Source organism: Bradyrhizobium sp. BR2003 (genome assembly GCF_009720285.1).
Taxonomy (GTDB): Bacteria; Pseudomonadota; Alphaproteobacteria; order Rhizobiales; family Xanthobacteraceae; genus Bradyrhizobium; species Bradyrhizobium elkanii.
The window spans coordinates 31240-46555 of the sequence record NZ_SMYJ01000027.1 but is presented as its reverse complement, the minus strand read 5'-3'; the positions used below and the strand labels follow the sequence as shown (position 1 = coordinate 46555).

The 15316-nt window shown below is 64.9% G+C and carries 17 protein-coding genes; 8 read left to right on the top strand and 9 right to left on the bottom strand.

Going from position 1 to position 15316, the window contains the following annotated elements; translation table 11 throughout:
• The first annotated feature begins 61 nt into the window (after window positions 1–61).
• The 3 genes from E2I15_RS21600 to E2I15_RS21590 are packed head-to-tail and all read left to right on the top strand — an operon-like array spanning window position 62 to window position 2299.
• Complete coding sequence (locus E2I15_RS21600; protein ID WP_137479064.1) at window positions 62–718, top strand: acyl-homoserine-lactone synthase; 657 nt, start codon at window positions 62–64, stop codon at window positions 716–718.
• Window positions 678–2042, top strand: a complete 1365-nt coding sequence (locus tag E2I15_RS21595; RefSeq protein ID WP_246668073.1) for a cytochrome P450 — start codon at window positions 678–680, stop codon at window positions 2040–2042. Before E2I15_RS21600 ends, E2I15_RS21595 begins: the two co-directional genes overlap by 41 nt.
• Window positions 2043–2080: 38 nt before the next feature.
• Complete coding sequence (locus E2I15_RS21590; RefSeq protein ID WP_016842680.1) at window positions 2081–2299, top strand: hypothetical protein; 219 nt, start codon at window positions 2081–2083, stop codon at window positions 2297–2299.
• A gap of 40 nt (window positions 2300–2339) precedes the next feature.
• Here the strand turns inward: E2I15_RS21590 and ybaK are convergent, their stop codons facing one another.
• Window positions 2340–2822 (bottom strand): Cys-tRNA(Pro) deacylase, encoded by a 483-nt coding sequence (gene ybaK, locus E2I15_RS21585; RefSeq protein WP_137479065.1) that lies wholly within the window; start codon window positions 2820–2822, stop codon window positions 2340–2342.
• Between the two features lie 347 nt (window positions 2823–3169).
• On the opposite strand from ybaK, the gene E2I15_RS21580 reads away from it, so the two are divergent.
• From E2I15_RS21580 to E2I15_RS21560, 5 genes are all read left to right on the top strand, one after another.
• Window positions 3170–4462 (top strand): adenylosuccinate synthase, encoded by a 1293-nt coding sequence (locus E2I15_RS21580; protein ID WP_137479066.1) that lies wholly within the window; start codon window positions 3170–3172, stop codon window positions 4460–4462.
• 35 nt (window positions 4463–4497) lie between these two features.
• Window positions 4498–6039: a hypothetical protein gene (locus E2I15_RS21575; RefSeq protein ID WP_155262503.1), complete on the top strand. Its 1542-nt coding sequence runs from the start codon at window positions 4498–4500 to the stop codon at window positions 6037–6039.
• Window positions 6040–6231: 192 nt separating this feature from the next.
• Window positions 6232–6666: a DUF5413 family protein gene (locus E2I15_RS21570; protein ID WP_137483621.1), complete on the top strand. Its 435-nt coding sequence runs from the start codon at window positions 6232–6234 to the stop codon at window positions 6664–6666.
• A gap of 264 nt (window positions 6667–6930) precedes the next feature.
• Complete coding sequence (locus tag E2I15_RS21565) at window positions 6931–7410, top strand: Crp/Fnr family transcriptional regulator (RefSeq protein ID WP_137483620.1); 480 nt, start codon at window positions 6931–6933, stop codon at window positions 7408–7410.
• Between the two features lie 94 nt (window positions 7411–7504).
• On the top strand, window positions 7505–8065 hold the full coding sequence (locus E2I15_RS21560) for a DUF4112 domain-containing protein (RefSeq protein WP_137483619.1): 561 nt from the start codon (window positions 7505–7507) through the stop codon (window positions 8063–8065).
• Window positions 8066–8127: 62 nt separating this feature from the next.
• Here the strand turns inward: E2I15_RS21560 and E2I15_RS21555 are convergent, their stop codons facing one another.
• From E2I15_RS21555 to napA, 8 genes are all read right to left on the bottom strand, one after another.
• Window positions 8128–8418: a hypothetical protein gene (locus tag E2I15_RS21555; protein ID WP_016844322.1), complete on the bottom strand. Its 291-nt coding sequence runs from the start codon at window positions 8416–8418 to the stop codon at window positions 8128–8130.
• Between the two features lie 225 nt (window positions 8419–8643).
• Window positions 8644–8808: a DUF3309 family protein gene (locus E2I15_RS21550; protein WP_016844323.1), complete on the bottom strand. Its 165-nt coding sequence runs from the start codon at window positions 8806–8808 to the stop codon at window positions 8644–8646.
• A gap of 269 nt (window positions 8809–9077) precedes the next feature.
• The gene (msrB, locus tag E2I15_RS21545; protein WP_137483618.1) at window positions 9078–9491 is read right to left on the bottom strand and encodes a peptide-methionine (R)-S-oxide reductase MsrB; all 414 of its coding nucleotides are present in this window, start codon (window positions 9489–9491) and stop codon (window positions 9078–9080) included.
• A 21-nt stretch (window positions 9492–9512) separates the two neighbouring features.
• Complete coding sequence (gene msrA / locus E2I15_RS21540) at window positions 9513–10229, bottom strand: peptide-methionine (S)-S-oxide reductase MsrA (RefSeq protein ID WP_137483617.1); 717 nt, start codon at window positions 10227–10229, stop codon at window positions 9513–9515.
• A gap of 242 nt (window positions 10230–10471) precedes the next feature.
• A complete protein-coding gene (locus tag E2I15_RS21535) occupies window positions 10472–11581 on the bottom strand; it encodes an ATP-dependent DNA helicase (RefSeq protein ID WP_057017316.1) in 1110 nt (369 codons plus the stop codon).
• A 109-nt stretch (window positions 11582–11690) separates the two neighbouring features.
• Window positions 11691–12329, bottom strand: a complete 639-nt coding sequence (locus E2I15_RS21530; RefSeq protein WP_137483616.1) for a NapC/NirT family cytochrome c — start codon at window positions 12327–12329, stop codon at window positions 11691–11693.
• A complete protein-coding gene (locus E2I15_RS21525) occupies window positions 12326–12796 on the bottom strand; it encodes a nitrate reductase cytochrome c-type subunit (RefSeq protein WP_170991815.1) in 471 nt (156 codons plus the stop codon). Before E2I15_RS21525 ends, E2I15_RS21530 begins: the two co-directional genes overlap by 4 nt.
• On the bottom strand, window positions 12793–15306 hold the full coding sequence (gene napA / locus E2I15_RS21520; protein ID WP_137483614.1) for a periplasmic nitrate reductase subunit alpha: 2514 nt from the start codon (window positions 15304–15306) through the stop codon (window positions 12793–12795). Before napA ends, E2I15_RS21525 begins: the two co-directional genes overlap by 4 nt.
• Window positions 15307–15316: the final 10 nt, after the last annotated feature.

The following is a 15316-nucleotide window of genomic DNA, read 5'->3' as shown; positions in this document are numbered from 1 at the left end:
TCCGGGGGTACCACAGTTAACCCCTTTCGTTCCAGATGTTCTGCATTTGGAGGAAGGGATAATGCCGCATTTATTGGACGGCTATCATGCACTCATCACCAGGGAAGAGCTTGATCCGGCGCATGTCGGGGCGATGTTGCGGCTGCGCAAACGCCTGTTCGTCGATCATTGCGGCTGGCTTCTGACCACGGTCGGGGATGCCGAACGCGATCAGTTCGACTGCTGGTATACCGAGCACTGCCTGTTGTTCTCCGGCGTCGAGCTCGTCGGCGGCTTCCGGGCGATCCGCACCGATTATCCCTACCTCACCGCGTCGGTCTTCCCGCAGCTTGCGGTGCGCCGCTTTCCGAGCCGTCGCGATGCCTGGGAGATCAGCCGTTTCGGCGTGCTGCCTGATGTCGCGAGGTCGCAGACCGCACGCGTGAACTACGCGCTGATGTTCCGCTTCGCGGAGCTGCGCGGAGCGACGGCGCTGGTGGCGCTGGCCGACCTCTCCTATGAGCGTTTTCTCACCCGCATGGACATCCGCACCCGCCGCTACGGCCCGCCGCAGGTGATCGGCAATGATCGCATGGGCCGCCCGCTGACGGCGCTCGCCGGAGAAATCCCGCTCGGTCCCGCCGCCAATCCCGGCCTGACCAAATTCCTCGACCTTGGACGGCAATTGGAGATCCACGATGCCTCACATGTTCTCGGACGTTCGAGCATTCCAGCGTGATCCGCTGCGTCTGCTGTTGACGCGTGGCAACGAGTCCGCGCTGGGGCTGGTGCCGCTGCGGCTCGGTCCTGCGCCCGTCTTCCTGGTGAACGATCCGGATCTGCTGCGCCCGATCCTGAAGGCACCGGAGACCGACATCGGAAAGGGCAAGCTGATCAAGAAGCTTTCGCCGGTGCTCGGCCGCAGCTCGCTGATGCTGAGCGGCGAGGAGCACAAGCGGCGGCGAACGGTGCTGCAGAAGCACATGGCCAAGGGCAGCGTCGAGAAATTCCTGCCGCATATGTGCGCCGAGATCCGCGCAGTCGGCGCCAGCCTGGCGCGGCTTGGATCGTTCGATCCGCACCATGTCACCGCAATGCTGGCGCTGCGGACGATCTGCGTCGCGATCTTCGGCTCCCAGGTGATGTCGTCGGGCGACGAGGAAGCCCTGGTTCAGGCGGTGGGCGCGATCGAGGACGATCTGGCGGAAGAGATGTTCCGCGCGTTGCCGTTCGGTCCGGTGGCCTGGTATCGGCGGCGCAAGAACCGGGTCTGTGCCAAGCTCGCCATGTCGACGGTGGTGCAGCGACTGCGCCGCAAGGCGGGCTCGAGCAGCGCGCTGCGCGATCTCGAGGCGCTCGGCCTGACCGATCGCGATCTCGAGGACGAGATCCTGACTTTGCTGCTGGCCGGCCATCACACCACAGGTTCGACTGCGGCGTGGATGTTCTACCAGATGGCTGCCGATCCCGCCCTGATGGACGAGATTGCCGACGAGGCGGCGGAGTGCCTTGGCGACGACGGCGAACTGCGGCTCGACGCGGTGAAGCGCGCCAATCTGAGCGCGACGCTGGTCAAGGAGGTCTGCCGGCTCTACCCCAGCGCCTGGTGGTTCTCGCGCGAGGTGATGCAGCCGGTGACGATCGGCGGGCGCGACCTCAAGGTCGGCACCTCGCTTCTGATCTGCCCCTGGCAGCTGCAGCGCGACCCCCGGCATTTCGAGGATCCGGACCGCTTCCTGATGACGCGGCGCTACAACACCGATGCCTATATCCCGTTCGGCGCCGGCCCGCGCGCCTGCGCCGGGATGGGGGTTGCGATGCTCGAGCTGCAACTGCTCGCGCTGGAGATCGCCGCGGCCTATCGCTTCACCGGCGTCAGCCCGAATCCGGCGCCGTGGCCGAAAGCCTCGGTGACGCTGATTCCGCCGCCGATGACCATCGAGATCGAAGTCCGCGAGATGCACCCGCGCATCCCGCATCTCGGCGAGGAAGCCGAGCATCTGCCGTACATCCCACCCGTGGGTGCGGCGTCCATCAGCACACTACAATCGGTATCCCAATGACAACTCAGCTAACAACGGCCAGCGCCGGGCAAAGGGCCATGGATCAAGTGCAAGTGCGCAGTTTGCGCGACGTCATCGCTGTCTTGATCGAGCAGCGCAGCATCGTGAGGGCGGCCGGCGCAAGCTTCGCCGCGCATCTGCTCGACCTCGCGATCATGCAGCTGCGCCTCAACGTCAACGATATTACCGCGGAGGAGTTATCCGGTCTGTCCGACTTCGTCGGCGCGGAGTTCATGAGGGACAAATCCTCGCATTGATCGCGGCGATCGGTCTTCGTAGGATCAGTCTCGCGCAGGTTCAGTCCGGCGTCGCCACCAGCGGCTTCATCATGGCGCCGGCGGCAAGCGCGGCGTCGTTCGGATCGATTTCGATCTGCAGGCCGCGCTGGCCGCCATTGACGAAGACCGTGACGTGGGTGAGGGCGGTCTCGTCGATCGCGGTCGGGACCTTCTTCTTCTGGCCGAACGGGCTGATGCCGCCGACATGATAGCCGGTCAGCCGCTCGGCATCGGCCGGGCGCATCATCCTGGCCGACTTGCCGCCGAGGGCGGCGGCAAGCTTCTTCATGCTGACCTCGCAGTCGGACGGCACCACGGCGCAGACCGGCTTGCCGTCGACCTCCGCCATCAGCGTCTTGAGCATGCGGTTCGGGTCGACGCCGAGCGCCTCGGCCGCCTGCAGCCCGATGCTCTCGGCGCTGGAATCGTAGACATAGGTGTGAAGCTTGAAGGCAATGCCGAGCTTGCGCAGCGCCATCGTCGCTTGTGTCGAATTGGGCATGGACCCTGCCGGTTAATCTAGGTGAATGATCGCCGTAATAGGAGCTGCGATCAATCCACGGCACGTCGAGCGTCACGTTGCCGTAACATTAAATTCCCACCAGCCCGGCGCGGCCGGGCGCAGCATGGAATTTAATGGGGATATCAAAGGGTTGTAGCTCGTCTAAAAGGCGTAAACGGGCCCCTTCTTGCTTGCGCAGCCGAGCCGCTTCCGTTATCCGGTAGGCGCCTTGCGTGCGCGCGGCCGGGCGCCGCGATTTAGGCTGGGCATATCAATGCAGGTCGCTGTGGGCGGACGCGTTTTCGCCGCGATCATGGTCTGAAACACCTGAAGGGAACATCTTCGCAATGGCCAATGTTGTCGTCGTCGGCGCCCAATGGGGTGACGAAGGGAAGGGCAAGATCGTCGACTGGCTGTCGGAACAGGCCGACATCGTCGTGCGCTTCCAGGGCGGCCACAATGCCGGCCATACGCTCGTGATCAATGGCGAGACCTACAAGCTGGCGTTGCTGCCCTCCGGCGTGCTGCGCCCGAACAAGCTCGCGGTGATCGGCAATGGCGTGGTGTTCGATCCGCAGGCCTTTCTCGACGAAGTCGCCAAGCTGAAGGGGCAGGGCGTTGCGGTCGGACCGGACAATCTGCGGATCGCCGAGAACGTCACGCTGATCCTGCCGCTGCACCGCGAGCTCGACGCCCTCCGCGAATCATCCAACGCCATCACCTCGATCGGCACCACCCGCCGCGGCATCGGCCCGGCCTATGAGGACAAGGTCGGTCGGAGAGCCATCCGCCTGATGGACCTCGCCGACCTCGACACCCTGCCGCACAAGATCGAGCGCCTGCTGGCGCATCACAATGCGCTGCGCCGCGGCCTCAACCTCGCGGAGATCGACGGCAAGAGCATCCTGAACGAGCTGTCGGCGATGGCGCCGAAGCTGTTGCCCTATGCCGAGACGGTGTGGCGGCTGCTGGACCTCAAGCGCCGCGAGGGCAAGCGCATCCTGTTCGAGGGCGCGCAGGGCGCGCTGCTCGACGTCGACCACGGCACCTATCCCTATGTGACGTCGTCCAACACGGTGGCGGCGCAGGCCGCGACCGGCACCGGCCTCGGCCCGGGCGCGGTCGGCTATGTGCTGGGCATCTGCAAGGCCTACACCACCCGGGTCGGCCAGGGTCCGTTCCCGACCGAGCTGAACGACGAGATCGGCGAGGAAATCGGCCGTCGCGGCAAGGAATTCGGTGTCAATACCGGGCGCAAGCGCCGGGTCGGCTGGTTCGATGCCATGCTGGTGCGACAGACTGTCCGTACCTGCGGAATTGCCGGGCTGGCGCTGACCAAGCTCGATATTCTCGACGGGTTCGACAGCATCAAGGTCTGCATCGGCTACAAGCTCGACGGCAAGGAAATCGACCATCTGCCGGCGGGTGAGGGCGCGCAGGCCCGGGTCGAGCCGATCTATGAGATCATCGAGGGCTGGAAACAGCCGACGGCCAACGCGCGGTCCTGGGCGGACCTGCCGGCCCAGGCCATCAAATACGTTCGCCGGGTCGAGGAACTGGTGGGGTGTCCGATCGCCCTGCTGTCCACCAGCCCGGAGCGTGAAGATACTATTCTGGTACAGAATCCGTTCGAGGCTTAACGGGATATTACCTATATCCCTCCAATTGTGTGGAAATGGCTGACTACTACCCGCTGATCGCCCGTGCCATCGCCGGATTGGACCCCAACGCCCCCGGCGAAGCCCGCCGTGCGCTGTATGCGCGGGCGCGAACGGCGTTGATCCAGCAGCTCCGCGGCGTGCAGCCGCCGCTCTCCGAATCCGAGATCACCCGCGAACGGCTGTCGCTGGAAGAGGCGGTTCGCAAGGTCGAGTCCGAGGCCGCGCAGCGCGCCCGCGAGGCCTCCCGCCCCGGTGGCGCGGCGGTTGCCCGCGGTGGCCGCGCCAATGCCCGGCCCCCCGAGCCCAGTCCGGCCGACGCTGCCGCGCGCCCGCGGCCCCCGGCCGAACCCCGTCCGCCGCGCAATTTGCGTCCCGACGCGCCGCCGCCGGCCCCGCCGCGGCCGCAGAACCCGCCCGGTCCCGAGACCCAGGCGCCGCCGGCCCGCCCAGGCCCGCCCCGCCGCGGTCCGGAAGGCGCGCCCGTGCCGCCGGCCGCGCCGGGAGTGCGCGGCTTCCGCGACATCACCGCCGATGCCGACGATCTCGGCCGTGCCGCGGCGCAAGCCAGCCGCAACGCGCGCAAGACCTACGCCAACGTGCCGTCGCCCTCGCCGGAATTCGACCGGCTCGAGCCGAGCCTGGAGAATCGCGGCGGCGATCCCGAGGCGCCGTATTCCTACGACGAGTCGATCGAGGAGGCCGAGCGTTACACCCCGCAGCCGCCGCAGGGCCCGCCGCCGCAGCGGTCGCGGGGCGGCACCGGCGAGCGCGAGCCGAAGAAGCCGCCGCGCGTCGGGTCGATGTTCCCGTTCAAGACCGCGATCGTGATCGGCATCCTGCTGATCCTGGTCGGCACCGGCATCCTGTTCCGGCAGCAGGCCATGACCCTTGTCAGCAGCCTGCTCAAATCCTCGGCCCCGGTCGAGGCGCCGAAGGATGCCGCGTCGACGCCCGCGAGCAAGAAGATCACCGACCGCGTCGGCCAGCCCTCGTCGTCGGGCGAGACGGTCGCCCCGGTGGCGCAGCGCGTGGTGCTGTATGACGAGGACCCGTCGGATCCGAAGGGCAAGCAGTATGTCGGTTCGGTGGTCTGGCGCACCGAGCAGGTCAAGGGATCTGGCAACCAGAAGCCCGACATCGCCGTGCGCGCCGACATCGACATCCCCGATCGCAAGTTCAAGATGACGATGTCGTTCCGCCGCAACACCGATTCATCGCTGCCGGCGAGCCATACCGCGGAATTGACCTTCATCCTGCCGCAGGACTTCGCCAATGGCGGCGTCGGCAACGTGCCGGGCATCCTGATGAAGTCCAACGAGCAGGCGCGCGGCACGCCGCTGGCCGGGCTCGCGGTCAAGGTCACCGACGGCTTCTTCCTGGTCGGCCTCTCCAATGTCGACGCCGACCGCTCGCGTAACCTGCAGCTCCTGAAGGAGCGCTCGTGGTTCGACGTGCCGCTGGTCTACACCAACCAGCGCCGCGCCATCATCGCGATCGAGAAGGGGGCCCCCGGCGAGCGGGCCTTCAACGAGGCGTTCGCCGCGTGGGGCGAGTAGCGGCTCTCGCCTCGGTCGCCAGCAATGTCATCGCCCGGCTTCGTCCGGGCGATTCCGTATCGCAGCAACCTCAGCGGCTGTTGCAGCGCATTCGACGCGCAGAGCTCCGGAACATCGCCGCAGCTTTCGATTTTTCCCTAGAACCGTCGCGCGACCGCGTTACACTTGGCTGACGTCGGGCAAGGGCACGCCATGAAACGCTATCTGATCTTCGCAGCCATCGGTCCGTTCATCGGCGGCTTCCTGCTGCTGCTCATGACCACCTATCAGTCCGGCTACTGGACCGAGACCAACGGCGGCGAGGTGACCAAGCTGCTCGTCGTGTTCGTGAAGTCGCTGCAATACAATTATCTGTTCGGCATCGTGCCGTCGCTGATGTTCGGTGCGATCGACGACATCCTGATGCATGTGAGGCGGATCGCGCCGGTGGTGCGGATGCTGCTCGTCGGCGCGGTGGCGTTCGTTGGTGCGGCATTGACCTACGCCTCGCACGGCTCCGAGAGCGGCGCGGTGCAGTTCATCCTGTACGGATTGGTCGGCTTCATCCCGGGCGTGATCACGTCCTGGCTGGCGCACAAATATGCCGAAGAGCTGCACGCGCCGGCGCAGCCGGCTTCGCAGCACTAGGGCAGGTGCTCATTGCCAAGGGAAAAGCAGAAATCGCGATCGGCGATTTCGATCCAACGCCTAAATGAGCACGTCGCGATCGGACACGGGCCGCGCTCACGCACGGCGCGGAATAGATCAGCCATTGCGGTAGTCTTGTCACCGCAAGAGGCGCCGGAGGTCCGGCCGCCTTCACACAACTGTCATATCTGCGTCATGCAAACGTAGTCCCAATGTCACATCCGCGTCCGTCCTCGCGACCCGCGGCCGTTCGGGGCAGCGGCGATGCTGATCTCGGGCCTGCTCTATTCCGTGTTCGCGTATTTATTTCAGCCGTCGCTGCAGACGACCGGGACGCACGGGATCTGCATCCGGATTCGGGGAAAGGAATTTCGAGTGGCAGATGCAAGCTTCAGCCTTCTGACGGGCAACAGTATCGAAACGCGCTTGGTCCGGGCCGGCGGCGTGATCTTTCGCGAGGGCGAGCAGGCCAACGAGCTCTTCGTGATCAAGAGCGGTTATGTGCGCATTCAGGTCGGCAACAAGACCATGGCGGACCTCGCGCCCGACACGATCTTTGGCGAGATGGCGTTGATCGACAACGAGCCGAGGAGCGCGACAGCTACAGCGCTCACGGATGTCGAGCTCGTCCCGGTCTCGGAAAAGCAGTTTCTCTTCCTTGTGAGCCAGACGCCGCATTTTGCCCTGAAGGTCATGCGGACGCTGGCGCAGCGGCTCCGGACCATGAACAAGGGCGTCTACTGAACGCGAGCACGGCAGAGCCTCGAGGTAGCAGGCCTTGAAGGTGACACGGTGGTAATGTGACGCAACTTGAACCGCCTGCCTGCGTTACCATGTGATGGCCATGCCCGAGGACGACATCTTCACGCCCCACGCCGCGCGATCGCGGCCGCCTTTTGGCGGCGCGCAGGCGCGCGGCAAGGTCATCGACCAGGACGGGCGCGAGCTCGCCGATGGCCCGCTGCATCCGCAGTTCCAGGGTTTTCAGGGAGCCTTTCAGGAAGGCTTCCAGTTCGACTTCCGCAACTCCACCGCCGATCCGTTCGGCGATCTGACCCGCGAGCAGCGGCTACAGCGGCTGGAGACGATCGCAAAGCTGCTCGACGTCGCCTTCATCGTGCCGGGCACCAATGTGCGCTACGGCATCGACGGGCTGATCGGCCTGATCCCCGTGGTCGGCGATATCATCACCACCGCGATCTCGCTGTGGCTGGTGCGCGAGGCCCGGTTGCTGGGCGCGCCCTGGCACATCACCGCGCGGATGCTCGCCAACGTCGCCGTCGACGGCGTGATCGGCATGGTGCCGGTGGCGGGCGATGCCTTCGACGTCATGTTCCGTGCCAATATCCGCAATGTGCGGATGCTGCGGCGCTGGCTCGACAAGCAGCCGAGACTTTAACTCTCAAAACAAAAGCCCCCGGATCGATCCGAGGGCTTTTCGTTGAGCGAACAGCAGAAAGCTTATGCGGCGTCAGCGTCGGTCTGGCTGGCGGCCGGGCGCGGACGACGCGGCAGCGGGAAGGCCTCGCTCTCATAGAGCGAGCGGATGCCGTTCTGGTCGAAACGGGCCTCCTCGACCTGGAGATAGGCGCCGTTCAGCGAGTCCGCCGGCAGCTGCTCCATCGCGAACTGCACGGCCTCGGCAGCGGTGCCGAAACGGCGGTAGGCGAAACCCGCCCGCTTCTTCTTGCGGATCGCGGCAGGGAACAGTTCGGCAGATGTGTTATAGTTGAACGGACGCAGGGGACGCATGGTCGACGACCTCTTGTGTTCTTGTCAGTTGGCGTTGCGAAAGGGATTTTGGGGGACGGCCGGCCTATTATCGGCGGCGCGCCGTACACGTCATTTCGACCCCTAATATAGGCCTCTTTGACAAAAATGCGACCCCAGAAGCGCCCCTGACAGGGCACATGCTGAATCCGCGCATAGCACGGGTTCCGGCCAGATAAGTCATTTTGTTTCAATAGCTTATGGTGCTCAAATCTTGTCGAGCCAGGCCAGGATCGCGACCACGATCAAAATCACCCCGAAAAGGCCCATTCCGGAGTGGCCGAGGCCATAGCCATAGCCGCGAATTCGGCCGCTATAGCCGCCCAGCAGGATAATCAGCAGAAGGATGATGAGGATCAGTCCAAGCGACATGGCGCCCTCCTCAGAACAGGCGGCAGCCGCACGGCGAGACGCCTACGGCCCCGCAAATACCGAGCAAAGCACATTCCGGCCTGCGAGTCGTTAAGGCCGTCAGCCGATCACGAGGATGTTGCCGGGGGCGGGAGCGGCTAAGGCGGGATGTTTGCCAAGCCTACCATCGTCATTGCCGGGCTTGACCCGGCAATCCATCACGGAGAAACGCTCTCTCTTTCGATGGATGCGCGGGTCAAGCCCGCGCATGACGAGCGGAGTTGGCGCCGTTACTTCTTCTCGTTCAGCTTCAGCGCCGCCGAGTTGATGCAGTAGCGCAGGCCGGTCGGGCCGGGGCCATCGTTGAAGACGTGGCCGAGATGGCCGTCGCATTTCGAGCACAGTACCTCGGTGCGGATCATGCCGTGGCTCATGTCGCGCTCCTCGTCGACATGGCTCTCGACCGCGGGCTTGGAGAAGCTCGGCCAGCCGCAGCCGGAATCGAACTTCTGGTCGGATTCGAACAGCGTCTGCCCGCAGCCGGCGCAGACATAGGTGCCCTTGCGCGGATCATGCTCATACTCACCGGTGAAGGGCCGCTCGGTCGCTTTCTCGCGCAGCACGGCGTACTGCATCGGCGTCAATTCCTTGCGCCACTCGGCCTCACTCTTGCGGACCTTGCCGTCGGTCTTGGTATCGGACATTCAACCTCCTTTGCGAGATGCTCAGTTGGTGACCTTGGTGCTGCCCACCAGCGTCGGCTTCTCGATGTAGTTCTCCGCGAAGATCTTCTTCAGGTTCTCGACCTTCGGGATGTCGTTATAGGCAATATAGGGCTGGTTCGGGTGCAGCGTCAGATAGTCCTGGTGGTAGCCCTCCGCCGGATAGAACGCCTCCAGCGCGCCGACCTTGGTGACGATCGGCTTCTTGTAGACCTTGGCCGCGTTGAGCTGGGCGATATAGGCGTCCGCCACCTTCTTCTGCTCGTCGCTGGTGGTGAAGATCGCCGAGCGATATTGCGTGCCGGAATCGGGGCCCTGTCGGTTCAGCTGGGTCGGGTCGTGCACGACGGAGAAGAAGATCTGCAGGATCTTGCCGTAGGAGATCTTCTGCGGATCGTACTTGATCTCGACCGATTCCGCATGGCCGGTGGTGCCGGTCGAGACCTTCTCGTAATCGGCGTTTGCCTTGCTGCCGCCGGAGTAGCCGGACACCGCGCTGACGATGCCGGCGGTGTGCTGGAACACGCCTTGCACACCCCAGAAGCAGCCGCCGGCCAGCACCGCGGTCTTGATGCCGGATTCCGGCGCGCTCGCGGCCGGCGGCGGGATGATCACCGCGTCTTCGGCGGCAAGCGAGGGCGCAACGGCAAAAGCTGTAACGGCCAGCGCGCCGATCGCGGCGGCGCACAGCGAGAGGCGGCTGAGGGAGCTTTTGAGCATGGGTTCCTCGTGGGATCGCAAGTGGGGCCAGTCTAGAGCGGGAGCCGGCATTGGCCAATCAGGCCGGGCGGCTCCGACGCTTCAAAATACGGGCGAGGGGACGCTTTGTTACGGCTCCGGCCACACGGTTTCGTGAGGGCACGGCTCGTTCGACGGCGTCATTCCGGGGCGGTCCGCAGGGCCGAACCCGGAATCTCGAGATTCCGGGTTCGATGCTTTCGCATCGCCCCGGAATGACAGCGTCACACCACCACGCTCAGCCGCTTCGCTGCCCGCGTGATGCCCGTGTAGAGCCACCGCGCGCGCGAGTCCTGGAACGCAAAACTCTCGTCGAACAGCACGACGTCGTCCCATTGCGAGCCCTGCGACTTGTGCACGGTCAGCACGTAGCCGTAGTCGAACTCGTCATAGGGCTTGCGCTGCTCCCACGGCACGCCCTCGACGCCGCCGTCGAAGCATTCGCCGCGCACCGAGACCTTGGTGACCTTGTAGCCAAAATCCTCATCCGGCATCACGCGCATGGTGATGATCCTGGATTTCGACTGCGCGCGCGCCTTGACCCGCCACAGGCCGCCGTTGAACAGGCCCTTCTTGCGGTTGTTGCGCAGGCAGACCAGCTTGTCGCCGGCAACCGGCAGCGGATCCTCGATGTTCTGCCGCTGCCGCACCCGCATGTTGTAGGCGCGTCGGGTGTTGTTGCGGCCGACCAGCACCTGGTCGGCGCTCATCACGCGGTCCGGATCGAGCTCCTTGCGCGAGACCACTTCGCTCTCGCCGTGGCGGCCGATCTCGAGCTCGCGGCCCTCGCGGATATCCATCGACATCCGCACGATCGGATCGTCCTGCGCCTGGCGGTGCACCTCGGTCAGCATCGCGTCGGGCTCGGCATCGGTGAAGAAGCCGCCGCCCTGGATCGGCGGCAATTGCGCGGGATCGCCGAGCACCAGCAGCGGGCAGTCGAACGACATCAAATCGCGGCCGAGTTCGGCATCGACCATCGAGCATTCGTCGATCACGATCAGCTTCGCCTTCGATGCCGGCGCGTCGTCCCAGAGCTCGAAGCTCGGCTGCTCGACGCCGGACTCGCGGGCGCGGTAGATCAGGGAATGGATCGTGGAGGCGCTGTCGCAGCCCTTGTTGCGCATGACGAGCGCCGCCTTGCCGGTGAAGGCCGCGAACTTCACCTCGCCGTCGACGCCTTCGGCGATGTGGCGGGCGAGCGTGGTCTTGCCGGTTCCGGCGTAGCCGAACAGGCGGAACACCGGCGGCGTGCCGTTCTGGCCGGGCTTGGCCTTCAGCCAGTCGGCGACGGCTTTCAGCGCAGTGTCCTGATGCGGCGTGAAGGTGGTCATAAGCTTTCGGAAGAGTGAGCGCGCGACCGATAGCGCCGCGACTCAGCCCTCACAAGCTAACCATTCGCGCCGTCAGTGCAAGGCGCCGAAGGCCCGCCGTGAGCGGCGATCACTGCCAGCCCGGAACACCCCGCATGTCGGGCAGATGGTGCGCGATGCCCTTGTGGCAATCGATACAGGTCTTCTCGCCCGTGAACAGGAAGCGCTGGTGGGCGACGGAGGCGCGCGGCGACTGCTTGGTGATGTCCATGGATTGCGCGCTGTGGCAGTTGCGGCACTCTAGGGAATCATTGGCCTTGAAGCGGGCCCATTCGTGCAGCGCCAGTTCGAGCCGGTGGTCGACGAATTTGTCGCGGGTGTCGATGCTGCCGAAGATGTGGCCCCAGACCTCCTTGGAGGCCTGCATCTTGCGGGCGATCTTGTCGGTCCAGTTGTGCGGGACGTGGCAGTCCGGGCAACTGGCGCGAACGCCGGACCGGTTGGTGAAATGGATGGTCGACTTGAGTTCGGCTAACACGTTGTCGCGCATCTCGTGGCAGCCGGTGCAGAACTTCTCGGTGTTGGTCAGCTCGAGCGCCGTGTTGAAGCCGCCCCAGAAGATCACGCCCGCGACGAAGCCGGCGAGCACCAGGACGCCGAGCCCGAACACCGTGCTCGGCCGGATCAGCACGTCCCACAATTCAAGGGCAAAGTGCCAGACGCGGGCGAAAAAGCCCGCAGTCTGCTTCTGCTTTTCGGCTTCGTTCATCGCCGCCCACCCGGTGCTGCGCGATTCAGGATGGTGTCGATGTCGACGAAATCGTTGCTCACCGGCGGCGTCGCGACGTTCTGCGGCACGTGGCATTCGGTGCAGAAGAAGCGGCGCGGCGACACCGAGGAGAGGAACTGGCCGTCGCGGTCCATGAAATGGGTGATCGAGACCATCGGCGCCTGCGATTCACCGGTGCGGGCGCGCGCATGGCAGGACAGGCACTTATTGCCGTTGATGTCGACCTGGTAACCGTCGATCGAGTGCGGGATCACCGGCGGCTGCTCCGGGTAGTTGCGGATCTCCCGCTCCGCGGTGTTGCGCATCGGCGTCATCGGCGGCGCCGGGCCTTCCTCGTTGAGGGGAGCAGGGCCGCGCAGGGCGGAGTTGACGCCTTGCGCAAACAGCGAGCTCGATGCGGCCGCAAGCACAATCGCAAGGACGAGGATGGCGGACTTTCCGATCATGTCGTCGTCACCTTCTCGACGCGCACGGCGCATTTCTTGTAGTCGGTCTGCAGCGAGATCGGGTCGGTCGCGTCCAGCGTCACCTTGTTGATCATCTTGGATTCGTCGAACCAGGGGACGAACACGAGTCCGCGCGGCGGCTTGTCGCGGCCGCGGGTTTCCAGCCGGACGCGGATGTAGCCACGGCGCGACTCGACCTTGACCTCGTCGCCGCGGCGCAACTTCAGCTCGGCAGCGTCGTCCGGGTGCATGAAGCAGACGGCTTCGGGGAACGCCTTGTACAGCTCGGGCACGCGGCGGGTCATGGTGCCGGAGTGCCAATGCTCGAGCACGCGGCCGGTCGAGAGCCAGAGCGGATAGTCCTTGTCGGGCTCCTCCGCCGCCGGTTCGTAGGGCAGGGCGAAGATGCGCGCTCTTCCGTCGGGGAAGCCGTAGAACTGGACGCCGGCGCCCTGACGGACGTAGGGATCAAGCCCCTCGCGGAAGCGCCAGCGTGTCTCCTGGCCGTTGACCACCGGCCAGCGCAGTCCGCGCACCTGGTGATAGGTGTCGAACGGCGCGAGGTCGTGACCATGGCCGCGGCCGAACGACGCGTATTCCTCGAACAGGCCTTTGTGGACATAGAAGCCGAAGGCCTTCGACTCATCGTTGGCGTAGCCGGATTCGATGTCGCTGACCGGAAACTTGTCGACCTCGCCGTTGCGGTAGAGCACGTCGAACAACGTCTTGCCGCGGTACTCCGGCTTCTTCGCGATCAACTCCTCGGGCCAGACCTCCTCGACCTTGAAGCGCTTGGAAAACTCCATGAGCTGCCAGAGGTCGGACTTCGCTTCGCCAGGTGCTGATACCAATTGGTGCCACGCGTGGGTCCGCCGCTCGGCATTGCCGTAGGCGCCTTCCTTCTCGACCCACATCGCCGCCGGCAGAATGAGATCGGCGGCGAGCGCCGTCACCGACGGATAGGCGTCCGAGACCACGATGAAGTTTTCGGGATTGCGATAGCCGAGATAGGTCTCCTCGTTGGCGTTGGCCGCGGCCTGCAGGTTGTTGTTGACCTGGATCCAGTAGGCGTTGAGCAAGCCGTCCTTCAGCATGCGGTTCTGCAACACCGCGTGATAGCCGGGCTTGTCGGGGATGGTGCCTTCGGGAAGCTTCCAGATGTGCTCCGTCTTGTCGCGATGCTCCTTGTTGGTGACGACCATGTCGGCCGGCAGGCGGTGCGAGAAGGTGCCGACCTCGCGCGCGGTGCCGCAGGCCGAGGGCTGGCCGGTCAGCGAGAACGGGCTGTTGCCGGGCTCGGAGATCTTTCCGGTCAGCAGATGCAGGTTGTAGACAAGGTTGTTGCACCAGACGCCGCGGGTGTGCTGGTTGAAGCCCATGGTCCACAGGCTCATGACCTTGACCTTGGGATCGGCATAGAGTTCGGCGAGCGCCTCCAGCCGATTGAGCGGAACGCCGGCCATCTCGGCCGCCTTCGCCAGCGTGTAGTCGGAGAGGAACTTGACGTACTCGTCGTAGGTCATGTCGGTGGCGTCGCCGGCCTTGGCGCGTCCGGTCGCCTTCTTCTCGAGCGGATGCTCGGGACGCAGGCCGTAGCCGATGTCGGTCTGGCCGCGCTTGAACAGCGTGTGCTTGTCGACGAAGTCCTTGTTGACCCGCCCGGTCTTCACGATGTGGTTGGCGATGGCGTTGAGCAGATAGAGATCGGCCTGCGGCTTGAAGACGAGGCCGATATCGGCGAGGTCGAACGAGCGGTGCTCGAAGGTCGACAGCACGGCCACGCGGACATGCGGCGCGGAGAGTCTGCGGTCGGCGACGCGGGTCCACAGGATCGGGTGCATCTCCGCCATGTTCGAGCCCCACAGCACGAAGGCGTCGGCGGCCTCGATATCGTCATAGCAGCCCATCGGCTCGTCGATGCCGAAGGTGCGCATGAAGCCGACTGCGGCCGACGCCATGCAGTGGCGCGCATTGGGATCGATGTTGTTGGAGCGGAAGCCGGCCTTGAACAGTTTTGAGGCGGCGTAGCCTTCCCAGATCGTCCACTGGCCGGAGCCAAACATGCCGACACCGCTCGGCCCGCGCTTCTTCAAGGCCGCCTTGAACTTCTCCGCCATCACGTCGAACGCTTCGTCCCACGACACGGCGGTGAACTCGCCGTTCTTGTCGAATTTGCCGTTGGACTTGCGCAGCATCGGCCGGGTCAGGCGATCGTGGCCGTACATGATCTTGGAGAGGAAATAGCCCTTCACGCAATTCAGGCCGCGGTTGACCTCCGACTTGATGTCGCCATGGGTGGCGACGACGCGATTGTCCTTGGTCGCGACCATGACGCTGCAGCCGGTGCCGCAGAACCGGCACGGCGCCTTGTCCCACTTCAATTCGCTCTCGTTGCGTTCGGTGACGAGGTTGGCGGCTTTGGCCGCGACCGGCATGCCTCCGGCGAGCGCGGCCATCGCAGCCGCCTCCAGTTTCAGGATTTGACGACGGTCCAGTTTGGGCGCGGACATGGTGTTGACC

Coding starts and splice junctions, on each gene's coding strand:
- E2I15_RS21600 (WP_137479064.1), top strand. CDS start 62: ATGCCGCATTTATTGGACGGCTATCATGCACTCATCACCAGGGAAGAG.
- E2I15_RS21595 (WP_246668073.1), top strand. CDS start 678: ATGCCTCACATGTTCTCGGACGTTCGAGCATTCCAGCGTGATCCGCTG.
- E2I15_RS21590 (WP_016842680.1), top strand. CDS start 2,081: ATGGATCAAGTGCAAGTGCGCAGTTTGCGCGACGTCATCGCTGTCTTG.
- ybaK (WP_137479065.1), bottom strand. CDS start 2,822: ATGCCCAATTCGACACAAGCGACGATGGCGCTGCGCAAGCTCGGCATT.
- E2I15_RS21580 (WP_137479066.1), top strand. CDS start 3,170: ATGGCCAATGTTGTCGTCGTCGGCGCCCAATGGGGTGACGAAGGGAAG.
- E2I15_RS21575 (WP_155262503.1), top strand. CDS start 4,498: ATGGCTGACTACTACCCGCTGATCGCCCGTGCCATCGCCGGATTGGAC.
- E2I15_RS21570 (WP_137483621.1), top strand. CDS start 6,232: ATGAAACGCTATCTGATCTTCGCAGCCATCGGTCCGTTCATCGGCGGC.
- E2I15_RS21565 (WP_137483620.1), top strand. CDS start 6,931: ATGCTGATCTCGGGCCTGCTCTATTCCGTGTTCGCGTATTTATTTCAG.
- E2I15_RS21560 (WP_137483619.1), top strand. CDS start 7,505: ATGGCCATGCCCGAGGACGACATCTTCACGCCCCACGCCGCGCGATCG.
- E2I15_RS21555 (WP_016844322.1), bottom strand. CDS start 8,418: ATGCGTCCCCTGCGTCCGTTCAACTATAACACATCTGCCGAACTGTTC.
- E2I15_RS21550 (WP_016844323.1), bottom strand. CDS start 8,808: ATGTCGCTTGGACTGATCCTCATCATCCTTCTGCTGATTATCCTGCTG.
- msrB (WP_137483618.1), bottom strand. CDS start 9,491: ATGTCCGATACCAAGACCGACGGCAAGGTCCGCAAGAGTGAGGCCGAG.
- msrA (WP_137483617.1), bottom strand. CDS start 10,229: ATGCTCAAAAGCTCCCTCAGCCGCCTCTCGCTGTGCGCCGCCGCGATC.
- E2I15_RS21535 (WP_057017316.1), bottom strand. CDS start 11,581: ATGACCACCTTCACGCCGCATCAGGACACTGCGCTGAAAGCCGTCGCC.
- E2I15_RS21530 (WP_137483616.1), bottom strand. CDS start 12,329: ATGAACGAAGCCGAAAAGCAGAAGCAGACTGCGGGCTTTTTCGCCCGC.
- E2I15_RS21525 (WP_170991815.1), bottom strand. CDS start 12,796: ATGATCGGAAAGTCCGCCATCCTCGTCCTTGCGATTGTGCTTGCGGCC.
- napA (WP_137483614.1), bottom strand. CDS start 15,306: ATGTCCGCGCCCAAACTGGACCGTCGTCAAATCCTGAAACTGGAGGCG.